Below are 23,747 nucleotides of genomic sequence, written 5' to 3'. Positions count from 1 at the left end.
GGTCGGTGGAACAGTCGGTGGATCGGTCGGTGGATCGAGGGGGCGAGGGATCAGCGGTTCAGGGAGCGGAACGTGCTCGCGTGGAAGACCAGGGGGTCGACGGCCGGATCGAGGTGCAGCTCGTGCACGCGCAGCACCACCACGTCGTGGTCCCCGGCGCGGACCTCCTGCTCGACCGAGCAGGCGAACCAGGCGCCCGCACCGTCCAGCAGCACGGCCCCGCCCGGCGCCGCCCGCCACGCGGCGTCGGCGAACCGCCCGGCGGCGGGCCCCGCCAGCCGGCGGCACAGCGCCGCGTGCTGCGCACCGAGCACGCTGACGCCCAGCCGCTCGGCGCGCCGCAGCACCGGCCAGGTCCCCGAGGTGCGCGCCACGCACAGCGAGACCAGCGGCGGCGCCAGCGACACCGGGGTGAACGAACTGGCCGCCAACCCGACCGGCCGTCCGTCGACCAGCGCGGCCACCGCCGTCACACCGGTGGGGAAGGCGCCGTACACCGCCCGCAGGGTCCTGCCGTCGGGAGCCACGGCGGTCATCCGCGCACCTCCCCGGACGCCGCGGCCACCGGATCGGGCCGCCGCAGCAGCGGCAGGAGCCGGTCACCGACCCGGGCCGCCTCCTGCCGGTACGGGGTGTCGGACAGGACGAAGTGCGTCACCCCGAGGGCGCGGTACTTCCGCAGGGCGTCGGCGACCTCCGACGCGGAGCCGACCAGCCAGGTCGTCCCGGCGCCCCCGCCCCCGTAGCGGCCCGGCGCGGTGTAGAGGCAGTCGTCCAGGACCTCGCCGCGGTCCGCGAGGTCGAGCAGGCGGCGCTGGCCCACCGCCGCCCGGCTGCGGAACGCCTCCGGCTCCTGCGCGCCCTGCCGGGCCATCAGCTCGACCTTCCGCTCCGCGGCGCGCCACGCCTCCGCCGAGGTGTCCCGCACGACGGTGGTCACCCGCAGCCCGAACTCCAGCGGTTGGTGCCGCCGTCCGAGGCTCGCGCCGAGCGCACGCAGCCGCCCGATGCGCTCGGCGACGCCGTCCAGCGGCTCGCCCCAGAACAGCTGGACGTCGGCCTCCTGCGCGGCGACCCGCTCGGCGGCCGCGCTCGCACCGCCGAAGTACAGCCGCGGGCGGCGCCCCTGCTCGGCGCCCCAGGGCCGCGGCCGCAGCACGGAGTCCGCGACCCGGTAGTGCTCGCCGCGGAAGGTCACCCGCTCCTCGCTCCACAGCCGGCGGACCAGGCGGAGGAACTCCAGCGTGCGGCCGTAGCGGCGCGAGCGGTCGAACTCGCCGTCGCCGTAGGAGGCGGCGTCGTCCAGCCCGCTGACGACGTTGACCAGCACCCGTCCCCGGCTGAGCCGGTCGAGGGTGGCCGAGGCCGAGGCGAAGTTGGCCGGGTGCCAGTAGCCGGGCCGGACCGCGATCAGCGGCTTGAAGGTCGTGGTGCGGGCGGCGAGGGCGGTCGCGACGGTGAAGGTGTCCGGCCTGCCCCAGCCGGTGCCCAGCAGCGCCCCGCCCCAGCCGTGCCGCTCCACCGTGCGGGCGAGCTCGGTCGAGTGGTCGAGGCTGCCCCAGTCCTCCCGCGGCTCGTCGCCGCGGTGGCCGGGCTCCACCGTGTTGGGGAGGTACCACAGGAACTCGCCCACCTCAGCTCTCCCCTCCGGGCCCCGCCGACCCCGCGGAGGCCGCGCCGTCCCGCGCCGCCCCGGTGGCGGGTGCGCCGTCGGGCCGCACCCCGAGGGCCGCCAGCAGCCGCTCGCGGTACTCGCCCAGCAGCGGGTCCCGGTAGGAGCGGGGGTGCGGCAGGTCGATCTCCAGGTCCACCGAGATCCGCCCCCGCTCGAGGACGAGCACCCGGTCGGCCAGCGCCGCCGCCTCGTCCACGTCGTGGGTGACCAGCAGCACGGACGGGCGGTGGCGCTGCCACAGCTCGCGCAGCAGGGCGTGCATCCGGATCCGGGTCAGCGCGTCGAGCGCCCCGAACGGCTCGTCGGCGAGCAGCAGTTCGGGCTCGCGGACCAGCGCGCGGGCCAGCGCGGCCCGCTGCTGCTCGCCACCGGAGAGCTCCCCGGGCCAGGCCCGCTCGCGGCCCGCCAGCCCGACCTCGGCCAGCGCCGCCCGGCCGCGCTCGGCCGGCGGGCGGCCGTCGGCGTCCCGCTTCCCCACGCCGAGCAGGACGTTCTCCAGCACCCGGGACCACGGCAGCAGCCGGGAGTCCTGGAAGACCACCGACACCCGCTCCGGGGCGGACAGCCCGCCGCTGCCCGCGGTGTCGTGGTCGATCCCGGCGATCGCCCGCAGCAGCGTGCTCTTGCCGGACCCGGAGTGGCCCAGCAGCGCGACGAACTGGCCGGCCGGGATCTCCAGGTCGATCGCGTCGAGGACGGTGCGCGACCCGAACGAACGGGTCAGGGCGGCGAGTCGGACAGCGGGCCGGGTCAACTGCTCAGCGATCGGCGCCACGACAGGACCCTCCTCTCCAGGAGACGGACGGCGGTGTCGGAAGCGAAGCCGAAGACCCCGTAGATGAGCAGTCCGAGGACGATCACCTGGGTCTGGCCGTAGTTCTGCGCCTGGAACATCATGTAGCCCAGGCCGTTGGTGGCGTTGATCTGCTCCAGCACGACCAGCGACAGCCAGGAGCCGGTGACCGCCAGGCGCAGCCCCACGAAGAAGCCGGGCAGCGCGCCGGGCACGACCACCTGCCGGACGAACCGCCAGCGGCCGAACCGCAGCACCTCCGCGAGCTCGACGTAGCGCGCGTCGATGCCCGCCAGCGCGGCGTGCAGGTTCAGGTAGACCGGGATGTAGACGACGATCGCGATGATGACCACCTTGAACGTCTCGCCGATGCCCAGCCACAGGATGAACAGCGGGATCAGACCCAGCGTCGGCACGGCCCGGTTGACCTGCACCGTCCCGTCGATCAGCGCCTCGCCGACCCGGCTCAGCCCCGCGGCCAGCGCCAGCACCACACCCGCCGTCAGGCCGATGGCGAAGCCCTGCGCCGCCCGCCACAGCGAGGTGCCCAGGTCGGTGCGGAGCGTCCCCCCGCTCCACAGCTCCGCCCCGGTCCGCACCACCGACCACGGCGCGGGCAGCACCCGCGGGTCCAGCACCCCGGCCGCGCTCGCCCCGGCCCACACCGCCAGCAGCAGCAGCGGACCCACCAGCCGGGCGTACGGACGGCGCGGCCCGGGGCCCAGCCGGCGCGCCCGCGGGCGACCGGCGACCGGCCCGCCCGGAGCGGGCCCCGGCCCGGCGACGACGGCCTCGGGCGGTACCGCGGGCCGCTCAGCAGTCGCCCCCGCAGCCGTGCCGCCGGGTCGCCTCGGGGCGGTCACCACGCCGGTCACCACGCCGGCCGACAGGCCGGTCGACCGGCCTGTCGGCCCGGCGGTTGACACGTGTTCAGCCATCATCAGCTCCGGTACTCGGCGGGAACGGCCGCCGCCGCGAGGTGCTCGAAACGGCGGTCGAAGAGGACGTCCGCCTTGAAGGACTTCACGAAGCCGCCCTCGGCCAGCAGGTCGACCGTCTGCTGCTCCCAGGCGATCGCCTCGTCCCAACTCGGCGGCAGCAGGGGCTTGTTGCTCAGTGCCGTCACCTGCCTGGCCTGCTCGGCGGTGATCTTCTGCGACTTGACGTAGTACTCCTGCTCCCAGACCGGGGCGTTCTCGTACACCCACACCAGCCCCTTGGCCCAGATCGGGACGAACGCCGCGATCGCCGCGGCCCGGCGGGAGTCGGCGAGCACCCCGGCCGGGGCCCACAGCAGGCTGAGCAGGTCCACCACGTCGGTGGCGATGGTGTGCGCGCCGTCCGCGCCGTACTGGTTGAGGTAGGCCGGGGCCTGCGCGATGCCCAGCGGGGCGATGTCCACCTGCCCGGCCTGCAGGGCCGTCAGGAACTGGTTGCTGGTCAGCGGCACCAGCTGCACGTCCGAGCTCTTCAGCCCGGCCTGCCGCAGCGCCCGCAGCAGCACCACGCCCTGGGCCTGCCCCTGCGAGAACGCCAGCTTCCTGCCCGCGAACTGCGCCACCGACTGGATGTCGCTGTGCGGCTTGGTCGCGAACAGGTAGGACGGCTTGCGGGTCAGGTTGATCGCGACGATGCGCGCGTCGTAGCCCTGGAAGTGGGCCTGGATCGGCGGGATGCCCGCGTTGTTGGCCAGGTCCAGGGAGTTGGCGCGGAAGGCGTTGATGACGTCCGGCCCCGCGCCGATGTTCGGCCACGACGGGACGTCGAACGGGATCTGCCGGATCAGGCCGGAGAGCTGGAGCTGGAGCTGCTGGGCGCCGAGGGAGGAGGCGATGCGCAGGCTGGTGCCGGAGGGCACCTCGGTCGGCAGCGCGGCGTCCGCCGACAGCGCGGGGCCGCTGGCGGCGGCGCTGGTGCAGGCGCCGAGGCCGAGCGCGGCACCGGCGCCGAGCAGGGTCCGGAGGAAGAGCCTCCGGTTCGGGGCGGGGAGGTCCTGGAGCGGGGACACGGGAGTGCGGTTCCTTTCGCAGCGGGTCGGCCGGGGCCGGTACGGGGTCAGGAGGCCACCGCGACGCGGTGGTCGGCGGTGAACGGGCGTCCGGCGACGAGCTCGGAGCGCTGCCCGTCCGGCCCGACCGGGACGTCGCCGATCAGGGTGACCCGGTGCAGGCGCCGCTCGACGTCCAGGTGGTCCAGGTCGAGCGGGGCCAGGTGGGCGGTCACCCGGTTGTCCCAGAAGGCGACGTGCCCGGCCTCCCAGCGCAGGCGCACCGTGTACTCGGGCCGGGTGATCTCCGCGTAGAGCAGGTCGAGGATGCGTCGGCTCTCGACCGCGGTGACGTCCACGACGTGGCTGGTGAAGACGGGGTTGACGAACAGCGCACGCTCCCCGGTCTCCGGGTGCACCCGCACCACGGGGTGGACGGCCACCAGCAGGTTGTCGTTGATCCGGCGGCCGTACTCGCTGTCGCCCGCCACCTGCTGCCCGCCGCCGTAGCGGTGCTCGGCGCGCAGGGTGTCCACGAAGGCCCGGACGGGCGCGGACAGGCCCTGGTAGGCCGCGACCAGGTTGGTCCACTGGGTGTCGCCGCCGACCGCGGGGACGGTCTCGGCCCGCAGGACCGACCCGGCGGGCGGGTTCACGGCGGCGGTGACGTCGGTGTGCCAGCCGTCGACGTAGCTGTACCGGCGCTTGCGGTACTCCTCCTGGAAGCCCTTGCCGTAGCGCTCCTCGAAGCGGCGCGGGTCGACGGTGAAGATCTCCGGGTGGTCCGCGGGCGGGGCGTCGTCGTGCGGGTGGGCGTAGGTGAGCTCGCCGAACTGGCGGGCGAAGGCGATCTGGGCGGCGTGGTCGAGGTCCTGGCCGCGGAAGAAGACGACCTTGTGGCGGTGCAGGGCCTGCCGGACGGCCGCGACGTCCTCCGCGGCCAGCGGCCGGGAGAGGTCGACGCCGTCGATGTCGGCGCCGATGTGACCGGCGACGGGACGTACGGTGAGCGTGCTCATGACAGTGGGGTCCTTTCGGTGACGGACGGGCACCCGGGCACCGGGGGGGCACCGCGGCACGACGGTGCCGGGGTGCGCGGGGGCGCAGGCGGGTGAGGGGGTACAGATGCGTGACGGAGTGCAGATGGGTGCGGCTCGCCGGGGACGCGTCCGCCCGGGGTCACCGCGAGCGGGACGGAGGACGCCGCGTGCAGCTCAGCACGGAGCGGCGCACGCCCGGCGGGGCGTCGGCGGAACGCCGGTCAGCAGGCGTGACAGCGCAGGCCGGCGAAGTGGTGCGCGCGGAAGGCGTTCACGGGGAGCCGCTGTGCGGCTGCCCGGATCGTGGCCTTCTCCTGCGCGTCCATGGCAGCAGTCTGCTGCCCCGGTCGCCCCGCGGACAACGGTTTGTGACGGCGCGGAAGAAACTCCGCCGGGCGGCCGCTCACCGGCCGGCCCCCACCGTGCGCAGCCCCAGGGGGTCCTGGTAGACGGCCGCGAGCACCGGCACCGCCGCCGCCAGCGCGAGGGTGTCCGGGCCGAACGAGCCGGTCCGCACCACACCGTCGGCCCCACCGATCTCCCGACTCAACTCATCCAAGAGGTACGGCAGTTGCAAGGTGGCGGCCTCGGTCAGCACCACGGCGTCCGGGCTGATCACCTCCAGCATCGGCCGCACCGCCCGGGCCACCATCCGCAACCGGGAACGGCACAGCTCCACGGCCCGGGCGTCGCCCCCGCCCGCGGCCCGCAGCAACAACTGCAGGTCCGGACGCGGCACCACGCCCTCCGCCACAGCCCGCCCCAGCAGGCCCCGGTCCGCCACGGTCGCCTGCAGGCAACCGGTCCGGCCGCACGGGCACGGCTGCGTCGAGCCCGGAACGGGCAGGTGCGCGATGCCGCCCGCGCCGTGCCGCCGCCCCTGCAGCAGGACCCCGCCGGTGGCGATCGCCGCATCCACGGCATTGCCCACGAACAGGTGCACCAGCACCCCCTCGCCGACCCGGCCGAACAGCATCTCGGCCCGGGCCAGCGCCCGGGCGTGCCCCTCCACGTGCACCGGGAGGCGCACCACCCGCTGCAACGCGTCCCGCACCGGCACGTCGCGCCAGCCGAGCGCGGCGTTCTCCACCACCACCCCGGCCTCCGGATCCACCCACCCCCCGGTCACCACCCCCAGCCCCAGCACCGACCGCCCCCGCGCGTACCGCCCCAGGAAACCGGGCAGCCGCGCGGCGACCTCCGCCAGCACCGCCCCCGAACGCTCGGCCCTCGGCAGGTGCTCGGACGCCACGATCCGCCCGCGCAGGTCCGTGAGCGAGAAGGTCAGCCGCGGCAGCGCGACGTGCACCCCCGCCGCCAGGTGGTGCGAGGTGTTGATGTCCAGCGGAATGCGCGGCCGCCCCGGCCGCGGCCGCTGCGCGGGCTCCGGCGGCTGCCAGAGCAGCCCCATCGCGAGCAGGTCGGCCGAGTGCCGAGACACCGCGGCCGCACTCAACCCGGTCTCCCCGACGATCGCCGTACGACCGAGCGGCCCCTGGTCCAGCACCGCCCGCAGCACGGCGGCGGCACTGTCCGGCCGATCGACGCCGGCCGGGGAGCCGGGCCTGGCAACGAGCGCTGGCAGCATGGGGGTTCCTCTGTCGGGATCGGTTCGACGGCCTTGTGCGCCGGATGCTCGCAAGCCGGGTGCGGCCGGTCAATGGACCACCGTTACAGCGGGATGGCACTTGCCTGACATCCTCCCCGCACCCCCTTTTCGCCGGGGCGACCGCCCGCGGTTCCCTGCTCCTCGCGCGTCGGCCCAGGCGGCCGATCCCGGGGAGGCGGCGCCCTCCCTCGCCGGGTCCGACGGCGAGGGCCACCGGGCGGGTTCCTCCGGCCGAGCCACCCCCGAAGGGCAAGGAGGCCCCCGAAGACTTCCACGAGCACAGCCCCGCGTCACTGCAGCTTCCGCCACAACCAACCGGGGTTGTCGGCGTACGAGTCAACATGCACCATCTCGTACGAGTGACTGTGCGCCAAAGTTGATACGGCTACCGCCTCAAGAACCGTCTCCAGGCTGTCAGCCAGGACACCGACGTAGCTTGAGCGGTGGACCCATCTCGCTGTCACACGGCGGAGCTGAGGGCCAATGGGGGGCCGGTTTCACCCTGCACTGTGGAGTTCCATGGGCACGAATACTCCATGGACTGCACCCCGTGGGGCATCGGAAACTGGCTCGAAGCGTACGGCCGAGGAATGGGGGACCACTGGTGACACCCGGTGATGGCACCTGGAACGCGCCTGATGACCACGTCGCGTGGCGCAGCGTCTGCAACGCGATGCTCGAGGAGCAGGTGGTGACCCTCGAGGGTGGCTGTCCGGTCTGCGGGACGGGGAGGCTGCAGCTGGCGTTCACCATCGACGGGCCCGAACGGCGTTGGGTGGAGCGCGGGGTGGCAATGTGCGGGACAGGACGGTACTGGGAGTGGTGCGAGCAATGCCGCTCGTACGAGTACTACTGCCGGTCGAGCGTTCCGGAGTGGGCGCGAACCCACATCGTCGCCGAGAGCGAGGGGTGGCGCGACCCGCGGCAGGCGGCCCGGCTGATCGGTGCGTGAACACGGAGAACCGGCCGGGGGCAGTTTTCAGGAGACGTTGACACTGCTCGTCCGGTCCATGGAACCGGACCCGGCGAGAGGGGCCGACTGGATCGCACCGGTGGAGCGCGCAGGGCGCGGGTTCATTCACGGGCGGCCGCGGCGGGCTGTTCGTCGACGGGGGAGAAGCCGCCTGCCAGGTCGGCCCGCCGGGCGGTTTCGGTCAGCCGGTCCCTGAAGTGCTCGAACGACAGCGGGCCGGACGCCGGGAAGTCCGCCCCCAGCGCCCCGGCCGGGAGGAACGCGGACCGGCAGGCCCGGCACAGCCAGGACGCCCGCCACGCCTGGTGCACCAGCGTCCACTGCTCGTACGAGACCGGCCAGTCGCCCGCGGCCGCCCGCCGCCGGTCCGCCTTCCGGTCCCCGGCCCGGCGCAGCGCCGAACTCGCCCAGTAGGAGCCGACCGCGACCGCGCCGGCCACCACGACGAAGACCACTTCGCGCAGCCCGGCCGCGCTCCCCGCCCGGACCAGCATCACCAGGCCGCGCAGCGTCTGCAGCGCCGACAACACCGCCAGCAGGAGCAACAGCGTCGAGACCCTGCTCCCGCGGGCCGGCTCGGGCGGCACGCCCAGCAGCCGGCGGGCCGACCGGTCCAGCGGGGCGTCGTGGTCCTGTAGCGCGGTCGGAACGGGCACCGTGCGGTCGGCCAGCGAGCACGAGGGGCAGACAGCAGCCATCGGGGGCGGCTCCAGAACGTGGGAGGCCGCGCGGCGCCGGGGCGCGCCGCGGGCGCGGCAGGAGTCAAGCAGGTCGGCCAGCACTATAGGCCCGCCGACTGACGTGCAGGAACCACCACCGGCGCGCCGGACACGGCCGCCAACACGCCCTTGGCGGCGCAGTCGAACGCAGGCCGGGGAACGCGGTCGGCCAGAGGGCCCGGCGTCGCCGCAGATGCCTCCGGTCCACCGGGTGTCCCCGGGCGCGCACACGTCGTGGCCCACGCCGGAGGTGTGGAGGTCGACGCACCGGTCCCCGTGCGTCGCCGCCCCCGTCCGAACGATCGCGTTCATCGCCTTCAGCGCGTCCTCGCGCAGGCTGGTCCGCGGTGGATCGCCCCGAGCAAGCCTTCTTCCGCACCTCGCGTCGAGCGCCTAGCCTGAAGTCACTCGTCTACTCAGGGGGAGTTGTGACGGAGCCGTCGCGGAAGATGCAGAAGGAACTGGCCAGGGCCGGGTACCGGACGACCAGGGAAGTCGAGTTCGGAGAAGAGACGGTCTTCCTGTGGCATCCCGCTTATCACGACGGGTTCATGGCCATCGGATGGGCCGTCAACCACGCCGGCGGATGGGACACCTACGGGCGGAAGGGCCACGGTGACAGCGTGCGCCTGGGCCACGCCAACAGCCTCGACCGGGCGTTCGTCGCCATCATCGGATGGGCCGCCGAGCACGGGCAGGTGTGAACCACGGGGTTCCGCGCAACGGTGATTCGCTCCGGATCCCGTGGCAGACGGCGCTGCCCGCGCTGTCCCCCTATCGTGGGCACCGAGCAGTGGGCCCTGGCCGAGCTGCACGGCGGGCCGTCGGACGGCGAGCACGCCCCCACGGCCCACCGCCGCTCCCGCCGCCCCGGCGCTGTACGACACGCGCTGCCCGCAGGCCGCAGGCCCGGTCGCGCCGCGTTGTGCCGGGAACTGCACGAGGAGCTCGGCCGGTACCGCCTTGGCCGTGGCTCAGCGGCCTCGACCCCGGCCCGCGCCGGGCGGGGCGGAGCGGGGCCGGAGCGGGGGCGGATGAGGGCGTTGAGGTCGGTGGGACAGGACGTGGCATGTTTGCCCGGCGTCCGGGCAGGCGGCGTGCCGTACGGAGAACGAGGCACGCCGAGTACGAGGAGGCAGCAGATGACCGAGGCGATGTGGGGCTACGAAGGTGCCGAGGGCTACGCCGCGGGCGCGGACCTGACCGGGTACCGGGTCGAGGCGACGGACGGGCACATCGGGAAGGTCGACAAGCACACCGTGGACGTCGGCGCGGGCTACATCGTGGTCGACACCGGCCCGTGGATCTTCGGCCGCGAGGTGCTGCTCCCGGCGGGCACCATCACCCGGGTCGACGACGCGGAGAAGACGGTGTGGGTCAACCGCACCCAGGACGAGGTGAAGAACTCCCCGGAGTACGACCGGGACAAGCACGCCGACGACCCGGCCTACCGCAACCAGGTCGGCGGCTACTACGGCGGCACCGCCGTCTGACCCACCAGGTCCGGGCCGTCCGGGGCCCCGCGTCCAGCGACGCGGGGCCCCGGACGTCGTGCGCCGCCCCAGCGCCGCCGCGTCGGCGAGGTGGCCGTGCTGCTGCGCGGAGCGGCGGCGGGCCCGGCCGTCGGTCGCACCGGCCGGCTCGGGGCGGGCGTGCGGGCAGCCCGTCGGCGGGACGGACCGAAGCGTGCCCGGCCACCAGCCGGGGGACCATGGCCCCATGGCGAGGAACGAGCAGGTCGAGCGCACACCCGACGGCCGCTACGTCGTGATCGGCGGCCGACGCTGGCGGGCGAGCGACCCCGAACTGCCGGACGGGGTCCGGGAGCAGCTGACCCGCCACCTGATGGCGGCCCGCCGGGCCCTGGCCCGCACCGGCGACGACCGGGACGCGGAGCAGGCCGCCCGGGCCCGGGTGCAGCTGGCCAAGGTCGGCCTGGGCGAGCGGGGAACCCCCTGGTGGGAGCAGACCCTCCCGGAACGCCGCCACCGCTGGGAGGGCAGTCTGCGCGCCCTGGACGACGTCCACGACCTGCCGCACCGACCGACCGGCCGGTGACGCTGCGCCGTACTGCACCCCTGTCGCGACGCCTCCGGCCGCACCCGCAGCGGCCGCGGGACAACACCGCCGCGGCCGCCTCGGCTACGAAGGCGTGACCTGGTACACCGGTCCGCCGCCGTGCGAACGAACAGTCGGAGACCCGCCATCGACCGCCCCACCAGGCCGGCCGCCACTCCGCCCGCGGGCCTCCTCGCAACTGCCGCCGTCCTCGGTCCCGGTCGGCGGCAGCTGCACGGTGACCTTCACCGTCCACTCGACGTCCGAGTACCGAATCAACGTCGGCAGCCCCTTCCTCGGCAGGTGGAACACGGCCCACGACGGACGGCCCAGTCCACCGGGCAGCGGGCACCGCGGGCGCGGCCGCGGCAGGCGCACCTCGTCCCCTGCTGGCGCACGTCCCGTCCTCCGCCGAGCCGGAGCCGTGCGGCAGCAGGTCTTCGGGACGGGCGGCACCGGTCGGGACGGCGCGGCGGAGGAGGCCGGGCAGGATTCCTCGGATGCGGTTGCAGCCGCGGGGAGTGATCCTGGGATCCACTGCTGATGAACCGGCTTCGAGGAGTGTGGACATGTCGGTCATGGACAAGCTGAAGCAAATGCTCAAGGGCCACGAGGACCAGGCCTCGCGGGGTATCGACAAGGCAGGGGACTTCGCTGACGAGAAGACCCAGGGCAAGTACAGCGGCCAGGTCGACACCGCTCAGGACAGGCTCAAGGAACAGCTGGGCAACGAGGGGACGCAGGACACCCCGCCGCAGTAGCCGAGACTCCCGGACGGCTTGCCGCCCGACCGGTGGGCAAGCCGCCCCCTGTCGTACCCGTCGTGCTCGACCTGCACCCCGCCGCCCGGCGCACCGATTCGCATCCCGTCCGTCACGCCGAGGTCACGTCCACCAACCGAGCACGGTCGACGCGGCCCCCTCGATCAGCGAGGGGGCGGGAGCTCGAGCCACCCACGTGCAGCACCTCCTGCCCCGGCCGGGGCGGCCGGTGGCTCGACGCCGGGCGTGCCGGGGTGCTCGGGCTGCTCGTCCGGGCGGGGTGCGATCAGCCCAGTTGTGCCAGCACCGTCGAAGCGGCCTTCCGGGCCTCCTCGGCGGAGGGCGCCGTGATCTGCACCAGCCTGCCGTCCTTGAGGACGTCGAGCAGGACGAAGTCCTGCGAGTCCCCCTGCACGTGGAAGCTGTACGCCGCGTCGCCGAGTCCGGGCTCCGTGACGGGCTGCCCCTTGGTCCGGGCGACGACGTCACGGAAGGACTGCCGGTCGTAGGAGGCGCGGGCAACGCTGACGTAGAGCTCCCCCTCACGGTAGGCGCTGCGGGATCCCTCCCAATGCAGGATCCAAGTCCGCTCTCGACCCGTCAACAAGCCGTAGCCGGCCGTCGCGGGGCCTGACGGCGCCCGCCCATAATCGTCGAATGACGTTCGAGAGCGAGTGGGCGAGGAAGAGCACGGAAGCCAATCAGCGGTTCGTGGACAAGGCCGTGGCGATCGCACGGGAGGTCGAGGTCGTGCTCGGCCACGATTCGATGACCTGCCCGAGGCAGCCGGTGCTGCGGGCACGGGATGCGCTCGCCGACCGGTTGTTCGGGATCCTGGCCGCGGCGCGCGATGCCAGCAGGACCTTCTACGACGTTGACCAGGTGGCAGTGGCGGTCGTCTCCGACGAGACGGGTGACAGCTGGATCGATCCCGTCGCCGACGCCGTCGGTACGCTGGCGGCCGCCATGGCCCGTGCCGCCACCGTGCTCACCGGCATGCTGGGCAGCGACCTCTCCGACACGACGACAGGGCCGTGGGCCGGCGGCGTGCTCGACGACGTGCGAAACGCCGCCGGCGAAGTCATCCGTAGGGCCGAGGGGCCCGCGGCAGGCCGGGACGACGGGGTGGTCCCTTCCGGCGGAACGGAGTCACCCTGACAGGGCCGGACAACCCGGCGGCCGTACGGAGTTCCACGACCGATCCCGCACACGCCGGCCGGCTGCGCAGCCCCCCGCACGGCCGGTGCAGGCCCACCATGCCACCCCTGTCCCGTCCCGCCCGGCCCGGGGCAGGTGCCGGGCGTCGGGGGCCCAGGCCGCCCAGGTCCGCTCGGGGCGGTAGCGGCGTCGGGCGGCTTCCGCCCGGTAGTCGTCGGGGGCAGCAGCCTTACGGGCTCCCCGGAGGTGAAGGCCAGGACCCGGTCGAGTTCGGCACCGGGGCCCGGCACGCAGGCCAGACGGAGGGGGGTACTGTTCAGAACGGTCCCCTGCACACCTCACGGACGTGAAGGCTGGACATCGGCCGACCGCCGGACTGCGGAGCCTGCTGGACGCGGTCCTCCACGTGAACTGTACCTGCGTCCCCTGGCGCCACCTGCCGCACCACCATCCGCAAGGCTCACCGGCGAGAGCACCTCGACACGGCGTGGCACCTGAGCCGCCGTCAGCCCGGAACCTCGCGACCGGACAACGGGATGAAACGTCCTCCGACGGGACCGCACGCAGCCGTGCGCTCCGTGCCCGCCGGGCACGGAGCGCGGGTGGCGACGGGCCGGTCAGGGAGCGGGCGGGGTGGCGAAGGGGGCGCTCCAGGACTGGTTGGGCTGGTGGGCGCCGCAGGCGTAGGTCTTGACCGCGGCGGTGGTGTCAGTGAAGTCGGAGCCGGTGATGTCCATGCAGGTGCCGTCGGCCAGGCGGAGCTGTCCTTGCCGGTTGTAGGTCCACCGCTGCTTCGTGTCGCCGCTGTTGCAGCCGGCAAGGGTGAGGGCGGTGGAGCCGCCGGAGATGCACAGGGCGGGGTTCTGCAGGGAGGAGATCAGGCCGTCGGCCCGGCGCTGCCACTGCTGGTTCCCGTTGCCCGTGCAGCCGTAGAGGGCGACCTTCGTCCCGGTCGTCGCGCCGCCGTAGGCGTCGAGGCAGAGGGCGGAGGCCTGGAAGCCGGCCTGCGGGGCCTGGATCTGTCCGACGGGGACGGCGGAGCCGCAACTGCCCGGGTCGATGGTGTACATGGCGGTGTCGTGGGCGGCGATCGTCGTCGTGACGGCGGACTGCACCGGCAGGTCGGTGTGCGACCACAGGTCGCGGGCGGTGCGGGTGCAACCGGTGTTGCCGAAGCCGACGTTGGCCAGGTTGAGCGTGTAGGTGGTCGCCGTGGCGTTCTTGTTGAGGACGGCCACGGCGCGGCGGCCGCCGGCCAGGGGCTTGACCACGACGTCGATCCCGGCGGTTGCCGAGGCGTTGGTGCGGGAGGCGAGGTAGCCGCCCGCCCCCAGGGAGTCCTGGTCGACGGCGATGATGTCGGTGTTCTTGAGGATGGCCAGCTGCGGGGCGTAGGCGGCCGGGTCGGCCGCCATCCTGCGGACGTCGGAGCTGATCATGAGGGGGGATCCCATCGCGGACCAGAGGGCGAACTGGCTGCGCTGCTCGGCGAGGGTGAGCTGGTTGTTGTCGCCGATCAGGAGCATGTCGGCGTCGTTGTGGTTGCCGGGGCCGTTGTAGCGGGCGAGGGCCACGGTGTCGTTGAGGTTCTGGTAGACGCCGCCCTCGTAGTAGTCGCCGCCGTGCGGCCAGTTCCAGGCGGAGTCGGGCTGGTCGGAGTGCCAGACCTGGATGTCGGGGCTCACCCGCCACATCTGTCCGAGGCCGCGCACCCAGTCCATCGAGTTGTACTTCTCGGCACTGGTCGGGCCGTATCCGGCGGGGGCGGACTCGTTGAAGAGGATCTTGCGGCTGGTGCCGGCGGTGGCGGTCTTCAGGGCGTTCGCCATGGCGGTGAACTCCTGCTGCCGATTGCCGCTGTTGGTGCCGCAGTTGTCGAGCTTGAGCGAGTCGATGCCCCAGTACGCCAGCGAGGTGGCGTCGGCCTGCTCGTGGCCCATCACGCCGCCCGGCACGCCCTGACAGGTGTTGACGCCGGAGGTGCTGTAGAGGCCGGCCTCCATGCCGAGGCCGTGGAGGTAGTCGGCGTAACCGGTCAGCTCCCAGTCGAATCCCGGCTGGGAGCTGCCGCCCCAGGTGGCGGCTCCGTGCAGGTAGCCGGCGCTGGTGCGCTGCATCCAGCAGTCGTCGACGGTCAGGTTGGTGTAGCCGGCCGCGACCAGGCCGGTGTCCTTCATGGCCTTGGCCTGGTCCTGCATGAACTGCTGGAAGGAGTAGCCGCTCCTCGTGCCGTCCAGGCGGGCCTGGGCCGCGCAGGTGAAGCGCGCCCAGTTGTTGAACCCCATCATCGGCTTCTCGCCGATCGGGGTGCTGGTGTTCGCGGCCACGGTGTCGGCAGTCGCCACCGGCGGGGCAACCACGGTGAGTGCGGTGGCCGTCAGGGCAGCGGAGGCGAGCCCGGCCAGCCGTCGATCAAGTCTCATGGGAGCTCCGGAACGCAGGAGGGTGTGTTCAAAGATGCTTGATAAGTGACTCATCGGAGCATCTTTGCGCAAACCGTGGCAGGTTGTCCGGGACGAGTCAAGGGGGCGAACCGAACGGGTCCGGACGGGGCGGGCCCGGAGAGGGAGCCGTGCGCTCGGCCGATCTCGCACGCACCCAAGGAGGGGGTGTGTCCAGTGGCTGGTGTATCCGATGCCGTGTGAGTCCTCGGCGAACGATGGAGAGTCGGCCGTCGAAGGCGATGGCGAATGCCTGGAGGGCGGGCTTCCATCGCATGGTCCCGCGGTTGCGTCCCTGGCCGGTGGGGCCGAGGCTCATGACGGCCGTGGAGACGCACTTCAGGGCCGCCTGCTCGTCGGAGGAGTGCCCGCGGGCCCGGACGGCCTTGTGGATGCGGGCGTTGACCGACTCGATTGCGTTCGTCGTGCGGACGACGCGGCGGATCTCGACGTCGAACTGCCGGAACCGCTCCTGGACGGCGTCCTGGGTCGGGGCGGCGCAGACGGGCTTGAGCGCCTCCGGGACCTTGTCCCGGTCCCGGCGGGTCGCGTAGCGGAAGCCGACGCGCATCAGGTGGACGACGCAGGTCCGCGTGATCGCCTGCGGCCGGATCGTGCCGATGGCGTCCGGCAGGCCCTTCAGGCCGTCGCAGACGACCGGGCACACGTCCTCGACGCCGCGGTTCTCGACGGGCTGAGAGGGACAGCACCGTTTCGTCGACGCCGGACGGTCGCCGCTGGCGCTTCTTGACGACCTGCGGCTCGAAGGAGCCCTCGCGAGTGCGCGGCACGGCGATCCCGACCGGATCGACGTCCGTCAGCACGGTCTTCGACCGGACCCCGTTGCGGGAGTTGCCGCCGCAGACCCCGGCCTTGTCGTGCCTCTCGTAGCCGAGGTGGTCAGTGGTCCCGCCCCCCAAGGGCGGACCACGGCACACGCCTGGTCAGCTGCAGCAGCAGTCCGCCCTCACCGGCGGGTCGGGCGGGCCCGTTCGGCGCCGTGGACCGGGAGGCCGGGGCGCCGAACGGGACGAGCCTCGGTTCAGACGATGTCCTGGTAGTAGGCGCCGACGGTGCGCCGGTGACCGTGCGCGTCCTCGTGCGCGGCGGGGTCGAACTCGGGTGACGCCTTGACCTGCTCCGTCGTCAGGTCCAGCCACACCGACCTGTCCTCGTGATCGATCCGGTTCACGGTGCCGGCCGGGACGATCACCGTCCGCCCGAAGATCCACAGTCCGGTGTCGACCACGAGGTAGGCGTCCCCCACCTCCTCGCTGTGCGCGTCGACCCTCCCGATGCGACCGTCGGCGGCCTCCACCCGGTACCCCGTCAGATCGACGCCCGTCGCGTACCCCGTGGCGTTCTCGTAGTCCCAGATGCCTCCGGCCACGAAGGCCTCCTCTCTTCTCACCCTCCGCCTCACTGGCAGCCCCCTGCTACCCCCGCCTCCCACGGCGATGCCGACCGGGCCGCCGCCCCCACCGATCGGGTGACGGTGAGCAGGCCGTTCTCGCGCACCACGTCCAGCGACAGGGTGCGGTAGCCGACGCTGTCGAACAGGACCGTCAGGTGGCGGTCCTCCTCGCTCATCACCGCGCCCTCGCCCCAGTGCTCGTGCCGCACCAGCACCCCCGGCCGGAACGGGTGCTGCTCCCCGGCCGGGCCGGGGTAGCCGTCGGACGGGTCGTCATCCGGGGCGGACGGTCCGGGCAGCGCGCCGCCGGTGCCGGCCAGGACGGCGGGACCGTTCACCGGCCCCCGCCGGGAGAGCTCGGCCGCCTCGCAGCGGTCGCAGCAGCCGCCGCCGCTGTCGGAGGCCTTCCGCGGCTGGCCGAAGTAGCCCAGCAGGAAGCGGCGCCGACAGTCGGTGCTCTCCGCGTAGCCGCGCATCATGTCCACCCGGGAGCGCTCCAACTGCTGGTGCGCGTCGCCGAGTTCGACTGCCCTCCGAGCGGCGTCCGCCGGGTCGGCGTCACCGGCGGGTGCCAGTTCGCCGTCCCCGGTGGTGGTCACCGCGCCGACCTGCTCCAGCAGGTTGACCACGGCGGTCAGCCGGCTCGCCGTCAGCCGGGTCCAGGCCCGCAGATCGCTCGGGTGGACCGGTCCGTCGTGGTCCGCCAGGGCGCTCGCCACCCGGGCGACGGTGTCCGGGTCCGGGCGGCCCGCCGTGAAGAACCGCTGCAGGCCCAGGTCCTGCGGCCGGTAGGCGAGGATCGCCCGGGCCGGCCCGCCGTCCCGCCCGGCCCGGCCGATCTCCTGGTAGTAGGCGTCCAGGGAGCCGGGGACGGACGCGTGCAGCACGAAGCGCACGTCCGGCTTGTCGATGCCCATCCCGAACGCCGACGTCGCCACCACCACGTCCAACCCGCCCGCCAGGAAACGGTCGTGGACGGCGGCGCGCTCCGCGGCGGGCATCCCCGCGTGGTAGGCCGCCGCGTCGAAGCCGAGCTGTCCGAGCTCCGCCGCGTACTCCTCCGCCTCCCGCCGGGTGGCCGCGTACACCAGTCCCGGCTTGGGCTCGGCCGCCGCCCGCTCCACCACCGCGCGCCTCTTCGCCGCCGCGTCCCGGAACGGCACCACCTCCAGGTGGATGTTGGGACGGTCGAAGCCGGTGACCACCTCGCGCACGTCGCGCATGCCGAGCCGGGCGACGATCTCGGCCCGCACCGGCGCGGCGGCGCTCGCCGTCAGGGCCAGCACCGGCGGCCGGCCGATCCGGTCGACGACCTGGCCGAGCCGCAGGTAGTCGGGCCGGAAGTCGTGGCCCCAGGAGGACACGCACTGGGCCTCGTCCACGACGAACAGCGCCGGCCCCGCAGCGGCGAGCTGCTCGACCACCTCGTCCTTGGAGAGCTGCTCGGGGGACAGGAAGAGGAAGTCGACGTCCCCCGCGCTGATCCGGTCCCACACCGCCGCGTTCTCCCGGCCGCTGTTCGCCGAGTTGACCGCAGCGGCGTCCGTCCCGGCCCGGCGCAGCAGGCCCTGCACCTGGTCGCGCTGGAGGGCGATCAGCGGGGAGACCACGACCGTCGGGCCGGAGACCAGCAGCCCGGGCACCTGGTACACCGCCGACTTGCCGGCTCCGGTGGGCATCACCACCAGGGTGTCGCGCCGTTCCATCACCGCTTCCATCGCCAGCAGCTGCTCCGGCCGCAACCGCTCCCAGCCGAAGACCTCCCGCGCGCTCTGCTGCAGCCGCCGTGCCGACGAAGTGGCCATGTCGCTCCTTGGGTTCGAGTCCGGACCGCGCACCGGCCGGTCCGGGGACGGCGTGCGAATACCCCGCCGGGACGAGCTGACGCGTGCCCGGTGCCCCAGTGCGCGACCACGCCGGGACGCGCCCCCAACCGTCCGGTTCGACCGGGCACCCACTGCACGGGTCGGGGGCCGGTCGGCGTCGAAGGGGCCGCAGCGGCCTCCCGCGGCGTCCGGTTCGGGCGGTTTGCGGTGGGGAGGACCGGACACACCACAGGGCATGACCACACCCACTTCACGCGTCGTGGTGATCACCGGCGCCAGTGCAGGAATCGGACGGGCGTGCGTCGAGGCGTTCGCCGGGCGCGGCGACCGCCTCGCCCTGATCGCCCGTGGCCGCGCCGGGCTGGAAGCAGCAGCGGCCGAGGCCCGGAAGGCGGGCACGACGGCCGTCGTGATCGAGGCCGACGTCAGCGACCCGCGGGCCGTGGAGGCCGCCGCCGAACGCGTCGAGCGCGAACTCGGGCCGATCGACGTGTGGGTGAACGACGCGTTCACCTCCGTCTTCGCGCCCTTCACCGAGATCTCGGCCGAGGAGTTCCGCCGGGTCACCGAGGTGACCTACCTCGGCTACGTGTACGCCACCCAGGCCGCACTGCGCCGCATGCTGCCGCGCGACCGGGGGACGCTGGTGCACGTCGGCTCGGCGCTCGCCTACCGGGGCATCCCGTTCCAGAGCGCCTACAGCGGCGCCAAGCACGCCCTGCAGGGCTGGCACGAGGCGCTGCGCTGCGAACTGCTGGCCTCCGGTTCGGGGGTGCGCACCACGATGGTGCAGATGCCGGCCGTGAACACCCCGCAGTTCGACTGGGTGCTCTCCCGGCTGCCGCACCGCGCGCAGCCCGTCCCGCCGATCTACCAGCCCGAGGTGGCGGCCCGCGCGGTCGTCCGCGCGGCGGACCGCCCGGAGCGGCGCGAGTACTGGGTGGGCGGCAGCACGGCCGCCACCCTGATCGCCAACGCCGTGGTGCCGGGACTGCTCGACCGCTACCTGGCCCGGACCGGACTGGACTCCCAGCAGACCGACCGGCCCCGCGGCGCCGACGATCCGGTCAACCTGTGGGAGCCCGCCGACGCCCGGCAGGACCACGGCGCGCACGGCCGCTTCACCGACAGGGCCGTCGACCGGAGCCCGCAGCTGTGGGCGACCACCCACCGGGGCGTCGTCGCGGGAGCGCTGGCCGCCACCGCCGCCGTGGCGATCGGCACCTACCTCGGGCGCCGACGGTGACGCCCGCGCCCCGGCCCGGGGCCGACGCACCGGCGGACCACCGTACGGGGAGGGCCGGATGACCGTCTTCCCGCACCCCGCCGAGCGCACCGACGACGGGCGGGGCCGGTTCGAGCGGCTGGCCGAGGCCGCGTCCAACCTGAGCAGCTCGCCGGTGTTCTCGGTGTTCTGCCTGCTGCTGGTGGCGGGCTTCTTCACGGTGCACGCGCTGGGCCTGTCCACCGAGTGGCAGATCCTCGCGGGTGACGTGATGACCGCCGTCACGCTGGTCCTGCTGGCCCTGCTGAAGAACGCGGAGCGTCGCGCGGAGCACGCGCTGCAGCGCAAGCTGGACGCCATCGCCGCCGCCCTGTTGGAGCAGCACGCGGGCGAGGGCGACCGGGCGCACCGGGAGCTGCGCGAGGCGATCCGCCTGGAGGAGCGGCTCTGAGCCGCGCCGGGTCGGCCCGCTCGCGAACGGGCCGACCCGGACCGCGGATCAGGGCTCGCCGACCCGCAGCCAGCGGTAGCCGTACGGCGGCAGTTCGACGCGCGGCGCGTCCGCCGCCCGCTCGACGGCGGCCCCGGTGAGGATGTCGGTCAGTCGGCCGTCCGGCACCCCGGCGGTGGTGGCGGTGACCGGCCGACCGGCGAAGTTGTGCAGCACCAGGATGGCCCCGTCCCCGGTGGAGCTGAGGTGGGCCAGGACGGCCGGGTCGCCCGCGTCGAGGATCTCGCAGCGGCCCCAGGCCAGTTCGGGGGCCTCGCGGTAGCCCTGGACGAAGGAGCGCATCCGGGACAGCAGCGAGTGCGGGTCGTGGGCCTGGTCGCGCACGTTGACGCGATCGGGGCCGAAGGCGCCCCGGGTCAGCGGCCGGGGGTAACGGGCCGGGTCGGCGCCGGAGAAGCCCGCCGTCGGCCCCGGGGCCCACTGCATGGGGGTGCGGACGGCGAGCCGCCCGTCGGCGGCGAGGTTCTCGCCCATGCCGATCTCCTCGCCGTAGAAGAGCACCGGCGTGCCCGGCAGGGTGAACAGCAGGCTGTAGGCGAGTTCGATCCGGCGCCGGTCGCCGCCGAGCATGGGGGGCAGCCGGCGGCGCAGGCCCCGGCCGTACAGCCGCATGTCCGCCTCGGGGCCGAACGCCGCGAAGACCTCGTCGCGCTCGGCCGCGGAGAGCTTGTCGAGGGTGAGTTCGTCGTGGTTGCGCACGAACGTCGCCCAGTGCGCGTCGCGGGGCGGCTGCGGCCGCCCGCGCAGCGCGTCGGCCAGCGGGGCGGCTGCGGCCGCCCGCGCAGCGCGTCGGCCAGCGGGGCGGCCTGCTCCCTGGCCAGCGACAGGTACATCCGCTGCATGCCGATGAAGTCGAAGCACATCGTCAGCTCGTCGCCGCCCGAGGCGGGGTCGCCGAAGAACCGGAGCGTCTCGTCGTAGGGGAGGTTGACCTCGCCCAGCAGCATCGCCTCGCCGTTGCGGCGGCCGAGGAAGGAGCGCAGGTCGGCCAGGTACGCGTGCGGGTCGGGCAGGTCGTCGGCGTCCACCTGCCCGGCGGTCTCCAGCAGGAACGGCACCGCGTCGACCCGGAAGCCGGACAGGCCGAGCTGCGTCCAGAAGCCCATGATCCGGGCTATCTCGTCGCGGACCTCGGCGTTGGTGATGTTGAGGTCGGGCTGCTCCTTGTAGAAGTGGTGGAAGTAGTACTGGCCGGTGGGCTCGTGGTACTGCCACAGGCTCTGCTCGGCGTCGGGGAAGGTGACGCCTCGCGGGCCGTCCTCGGGCGGGGTGTCGCACCACACGTACCAGTCGCGCCGGGCGGCGTCCCGGCCGGAGCAGGCGTCCCGGAACCACGGGTGGTGGTCGGAGGTGTGGTTGACGACCAGGTCGGCGATGACCCGCAGGCCCCGGTCGCGGGCGGTGCGGACGAACTCGGTGAACTCGCCGAGGGTGCCCAGCCGGGGGTCGACGGCGTAGTAGTCGGTGATGTCGTAGCCGTCGTCGCGCTCGCGGGTGGGGTGGAAGGGCATCAGCCACAGGCAGGTGACGCCGAGCCGGACCAGGTGGTCGAGCCGCTGGGTGAGGCCGGGGAAGTCGCCCACGCCGTCCCCGTTGCCGTCCTGGAAGGTCTCGACGTCCACGCAGTACACCACCGCGTTCTTCCACCACAGGTCGGCGGTCTCGGTCAGTCTCATCGGGCGTCCTCCTCTTCGGTGATGCGGTGCACGCGCGCCTCCCAGGGCTCCAGGACGGCGGGGGCGCCTGGCTCGGGCAGGTTGCCGAGGACGAGCTCGGCCGTCCGCCAGTGCGGGGGCAGGTCGACCGGCACGTGCTCGCCGGTGAAGTTCCCGAGGACCAGCAGGGTGGTGCCGCGGTGGCGGCGCGTGAAGGCGTACACCCGCTCGTCCTCGGGCAGCAGCGGGGTGAAGTCACCGTGCACGACGGCCGGTTCGCGGTGGCGCAGGTCGATCAGCCGCCGGTAGTGGTGGTAGACCGAGCCGGGATCGCGCCGGGCGTCGGCCGCGTTGACGGTGGTGTGGTTCGGGTTGACCGCGATCCACGGCGTGCCGGTGCTGAACCCGGCACCGGGCGAGGCGTCCCACTGCATCGGCGTCCTGGCGTTGTCCCGGCCCATGGCCCGCAGCCCGTGCAGCACCCGCTCCGGGTCCTGCCCGGCCGCGAGCGCCTGCGCGTAGTGGTTCAGCGACTCGATGTCGCGGAAGTCCTCGATCGAGGCGAACGGGGCGTTCGTCATGCCGAGTTCCTCGCCCTGGTAGACGTACGGGGTGCCCCGGTGCAGGTGCAGCACGGTGGCGAGCATGGTGGCCGAGCGGACCCGGTGGGCCGGGCGGTCGTCGCCGAAGCGGGAGACGGTCCGGGGCTGGTCGTGGTTGTTCCAGTAGAGGCTGTTCCAGCCGGTGTCGGCCAGGCCCTGCTGCCAGCGGGCGAGCGACGCCTTCAACTCGGTCAGGCGCAGCGGCTTCGGGTCGAACTTCCCGCCGGGGCCGTGGTCCAGGCTGACGTGCTCGAACTGGAACACCATGTCCACCTCGGCCCTCGCCGGATCGGTGAACAGCCGGGCCTGCTCGACCGTCACCCCCGGCATCTCGCCGACCGTCAGCAGCCGGCCCGGGTGGCGGGCGAACACCTCGCGGTGCATCTCCTGGAGGTACTCGTGCACCCGCGGCCCGCAGAGGTAGAACGGCGAGCCGTCACCGTACGGGCCGTCGCCGCGCAGCGGGCCGTCCGGCAGGGCCGGATCCTTGGAGATCAGGTTGACGACGTCCATCCGGAAGCCGTCCACGCCGCGCTCCAGCCACCAGCGCATCATCGCGTACACCGCCTGCCGCATCTCCGGCTCCTCCCAGTTGAGGTCCGGCTGCCCGGGAGCGAACAGGTGCAGGTAGTACGCGCCGGACGCCCCGTCGTACGTCCAGGCCGGCCCGGAGAAGAACGAACCCCAGTTGTTGGGCTCGGCGTCGTGCGGCCGGGCGGCACCCGGACCGGCGGCCCCGCGCGGCGGCCGCCACCAGTACCAGGAGCGCTTGGGGCTCGCCGGGTCGCGCGACTCCCGGAACCACGGGTGCCGGTCCGAGGTGTGGTTGACCACCAGGTCCATCACCAGCCGCATGCCGCGCCCGTGCACGGCCGCCAGCAGCCGGTCGAAGGCCGCCAGGTCGCCGAAGAGCGGGTCGACGTCCTGGTAGTCGCTGATGTCGTAGCCGTTGTCGGCCTGCGGCGACGGGTACACCGGCGACAGCCACAGCACGTCGACGCCCAGTTCGGCGAGGTGGTCCAGCCGCGACGTGATGCCGTCCAGGTCGCCGATCCCGTCGCCGTCCGAGTCGGCGAAACTGCGGGGGTAGATCTGGTACACGACCGCCGACCTCCACCACGCCCCGTCCTCCCCGGCCGCACCCCCGCCGTCCCTGCGCTCCACCGGACCACTCCTTCCGTCCTCGGTCACCGTGTCCTCCTCCTCCGACTCCCCGCGTCCGGCGCACCGGTCACGGCCCCGCCTTCCCCCCGGTGCCGAATCCACCGGGCCGGAACGCCGCGTGGCCGACGCCGTCCTT

General features: G+C 73.7%; 22 protein-coding genes and 2 pseudogenes. 8 read left to right on the top strand and 16 right to left on the bottom strand.

Annotated elements, in window-relative coordinates; all coding sequences use genetic code 11:
• Positions 1 to 50: 50 nt before the first annotated feature.
• From QSK52_RS18635 to QSK52_RS18605, 7 genes are all read right to left on the bottom strand, one after another.
• Positions 51 to 536: a flavin reductase family protein gene (locus QSK52_RS18635; RefSeq protein WP_285737207.1), complete on the bottom strand. Its 486-nt coding sequence runs from the start codon at positions 534 to 536 to the stop codon at positions 51 to 53.
• On the bottom strand, positions 533 to 1,633 hold the full coding sequence (locus tag QSK52_RS18630) for an LLM class flavin-dependent oxidoreductase (RefSeq protein ID WP_285737206.1): 1,101 nt from the start codon (positions 1,631 to 1,633) through the stop codon (positions 533 to 535). The genes QSK52_RS18635 and QSK52_RS18630 overlap by 4 nt, the downstream gene beginning before the upstream one ends.
• A gap of 1 nt (position 1,634) precedes the next feature.
• The gene (locus QSK52_RS18625) at positions 1,635 to 2,450 is read right to left on the bottom strand and encodes an ABC transporter ATP-binding protein (RefSeq protein WP_285737205.1); all 816 of its coding nucleotides are present in this window, start codon (positions 2,448 to 2,450) and stop codon (positions 1,635 to 1,637) included.
• Positions 2,426 to 3,346, bottom strand: a complete 921-nt coding sequence (locus QSK52_RS18620) for an ABC transporter permease (protein ID WP_435053292.1) — start codon at positions 3,344 to 3,346, stop codon at positions 2,426 to 2,428. The genes QSK52_RS18625 and QSK52_RS18620 overlap by 25 nt, the downstream gene beginning before the upstream one ends.
• Positions 3,347 to 3,408: 62 nt before the next feature.
• Positions 3,409 to 4,476, bottom strand: a complete 1,068-nt coding sequence (locus QSK52_RS18615) for an ABC transporter substrate-binding protein (protein ID WP_285737204.1) — start codon at positions 4,474 to 4,476, stop codon at positions 3,409 to 3,411.
• A gap of 47 nt (positions 4,477 to 4,523) precedes the next feature.
• The gene (locus QSK52_RS18610; protein WP_285737203.1) at positions 4,524 to 5,474 is read right to left on the bottom strand and encodes a TauD/TfdA dioxygenase family protein; all 951 of its coding nucleotides are present in this window, start codon (positions 5,472 to 5,474) and stop codon (positions 4,524 to 4,526) included.
• Between the two features lie 424 nt (positions 5,475 to 5,898).
• Entirely contained in the window at positions 5,899 to 7,083 is a 1,185-nt protein-coding gene (locus QSK52_RS18605; protein WP_285737202.1) for an ROK family protein, read from the bottom strand.
• A gap of 712 nt (positions 7,084 to 7,795) precedes the next feature.
• Between QSK52_RS18605 and QSK52_RS18600 the strand changes: the two genes are divergently transcribed.
• A complete protein-coding gene (locus tag QSK52_RS18600) occupies positions 7,796 to 8,056 on the top strand; it encodes a hypothetical protein (protein WP_285737201.1) in 261 nt (86 codons plus the stop codon).
• A gap of 122 nt (positions 8,057 to 8,178) precedes the next feature.
• Here QSK52_RS18600 and QSK52_RS18595 read toward each other — a convergent pair whose 3' ends face one another.
• Positions 8,179 to 8,775, bottom strand: coding sequence for a hypothetical protein (locus QSK52_RS18595; protein ID WP_285737200.1), 597 nt, complete (start codon positions 8,773 to 8,775; stop codon positions 8,179 to 8,181).
• A gap of 470 nt (positions 8,776 to 9,245) precedes the next feature.
• Here QSK52_RS18595 and QSK52_RS18590 point away from each other — a divergent pair, with 470 nt between their 5' ends.
• The 4 genes from QSK52_RS18590 (at position 9,246) to QSK52_RS18575 (ending at position 11,615) form a co-directional block, all read left to right on the top strand.
• Complete coding sequence (locus tag QSK52_RS18590) at positions 9,246 to 9,500, top strand: hypothetical protein (RefSeq protein WP_285737199.1); 255 nt, start codon at positions 9,246 to 9,248, stop codon at positions 9,498 to 9,500.
• A gap of 438 nt (positions 9,501 to 9,938) precedes the next feature.
• Positions 9,939 to 10,289: a PRC-barrel domain-containing protein gene (locus QSK52_RS18585; RefSeq protein ID WP_285737198.1), complete on the top strand. Its 351-nt coding sequence runs from the start codon at positions 9,939 to 9,941 to the stop codon at positions 10,287 to 10,289.
• A gap of 226 nt (positions 10,290 to 10,515) precedes the next feature.
• A complete protein-coding gene (locus tag QSK52_RS18580) occupies positions 10,516 to 10,854 on the top strand; it encodes a hypothetical protein (protein WP_285737197.1) in 339 nt (112 codons plus the stop codon).
• A gap of 569 nt (positions 10,855 to 11,423) precedes the next feature.
• Positions 11,424 to 11,615, top strand: coding sequence for an antitoxin (locus QSK52_RS18575; protein WP_285737196.1), 192 nt, complete (start codon positions 11,424 to 11,426; stop codon positions 11,613 to 11,615).
• A gap of 286 nt (positions 11,616 to 11,901) precedes the next feature.
• On the opposite strand, the gene QSK52_RS18570 is transcribed toward QSK52_RS18575, so the two are convergent.
• Positions 11,902 to 12,219: a hypothetical protein gene (locus tag QSK52_RS18570; protein ID WP_285737195.1), complete on the bottom strand. Its 318-nt coding sequence runs from the start codon at positions 12,217 to 12,219 to the stop codon at positions 11,902 to 11,904.
• Between the two features lie 53 nt (positions 12,220 to 12,272).
• On the opposite strand from QSK52_RS18570, the gene QSK52_RS18565 reads away from it, so the two are divergent.
• A complete protein-coding gene (locus tag QSK52_RS18565) occupies positions 12,273 to 12,773 on the top strand; it encodes a hypothetical protein (protein ID WP_285737194.1) in 501 nt (166 codons plus the stop codon).
• Between the two features lie 617 nt (positions 12,774 to 13,390).
• Here QSK52_RS18565 and QSK52_RS18560 read toward each other — a convergent pair.
• The 4 genes and pseudogenes from QSK52_RS18560 to QSK52_RS18545 form a co-directional block, all read right to left on the bottom strand.
• Complete coding sequence (locus QSK52_RS18560) at positions 13,391 to 15,196, bottom strand: ricin-type beta-trefoil lectin domain protein (RefSeq protein WP_285737193.1); 1,806 nt, start codon at positions 15,194 to 15,196, stop codon at positions 13,391 to 13,393.
• 244 nt (positions 15,197 to 15,440) lie between these two features.
• Positions 15,441 to 16,312 (bottom strand): annotated as a pseudogene (locus QSK52_RS18555) (transposase); the annotation flags it as partial.
• Entirely contained in the window at positions 16,257 to 16,604 is a 348-nt protein-coding gene (locus QSK52_RS18550) for a PRC-barrel domain containing protein (protein WP_285737192.1), read from the bottom strand. The gene QSK52_RS18550 and the pseudogene QSK52_RS18555, both read right to left, overlap by 56 nt.
• A gap of 29 nt (positions 16,605 to 16,633) precedes the next feature.
• The gene (locus QSK52_RS18545; protein ID WP_285737191.1) at positions 16,634 to 18,433 is read right to left on the bottom strand and encodes a RecQ family ATP-dependent DNA helicase; all 1,800 of its coding nucleotides are present in this window, start codon (positions 18,431 to 18,433) and stop codon (positions 16,634 to 16,636) included.
• A 256-nt stretch (positions 18,434 to 18,689) separates the two neighbouring features.
• Between QSK52_RS18545 and QSK52_RS18540 the strand changes: the two genes are divergently transcribed.
• Both QSK52_RS18540 and QSK52_RS18535 read left to right on the top strand, forming a co-directional pair.
• Positions 18,690 to 19,700, top strand: coding sequence for an SDR family oxidoreductase (locus QSK52_RS18540; protein ID WP_285737190.1), 1,011 nt, complete (start codon positions 18,690 to 18,692; stop codon positions 19,698 to 19,700).
• A gap of 58 nt (positions 19,701 to 19,758) precedes the next feature.
• The gene (locus QSK52_RS18535) at positions 19,759 to 20,130 is read left to right on the top strand and encodes a low affinity iron permease family protein (RefSeq protein WP_285737189.1); all 372 of its coding nucleotides are present in this window, start codon (positions 19,759 to 19,761) and stop codon (positions 20,128 to 20,130) included.
• A 48-nt stretch (positions 20,131 to 20,178) separates the two neighbouring features.
• On the opposite strand, the gene QSK52_RS18530 is transcribed toward QSK52_RS18535, so the two are convergent.
• The 3 genes and pseudogenes from QSK52_RS18530 to QSK52_RS18520 form a co-directional block, all read right to left on the bottom strand.
• On the bottom strand, positions 20,179 to 20,760 hold the full coding sequence (locus QSK52_RS18530) for an alpha-glucosidase C-terminal domain-containing protein (RefSeq protein ID WP_435053285.1): 582 nt from the start codon (positions 20,758 to 20,760) through the stop codon (positions 20,179 to 20,181).
• A 317-nt stretch (positions 20,761 to 21,077) separates the two neighbouring features.
• A pseudogene (locus QSK52_RS39680) lies at positions 21,078 to 21,866 on the bottom strand (alpha-amylase family glycosyl hydrolase); the annotation flags it as partial.
• A complete protein-coding gene (locus QSK52_RS18520; protein ID WP_285737186.1) occupies positions 21,863 to 23,611 on the bottom strand; it encodes a glycoside hydrolase family 13 protein in 1,749 nt (582 codons plus the stop codon). The gene QSK52_RS18520 and the pseudogene QSK52_RS39680, both read right to left, overlap by 4 nt.
• Positions 23,612 to 23,747: the final 136 nt, after the last annotated feature.

The sequence above is a fragment of the Kitasatospora phosalacinea genome, from assembly GCF_030268885.1.
GTDB lineage: Bacteria > Actinomycetota > Actinomycetes > Streptomycetales > Streptomycetaceae > Kitasatospora > Kitasatospora phosalacinea_C.
Note: the sequence above shows the minus strand (reverse complement) of the source record. Positions and strands in the feature narration are given on the sequence as shown.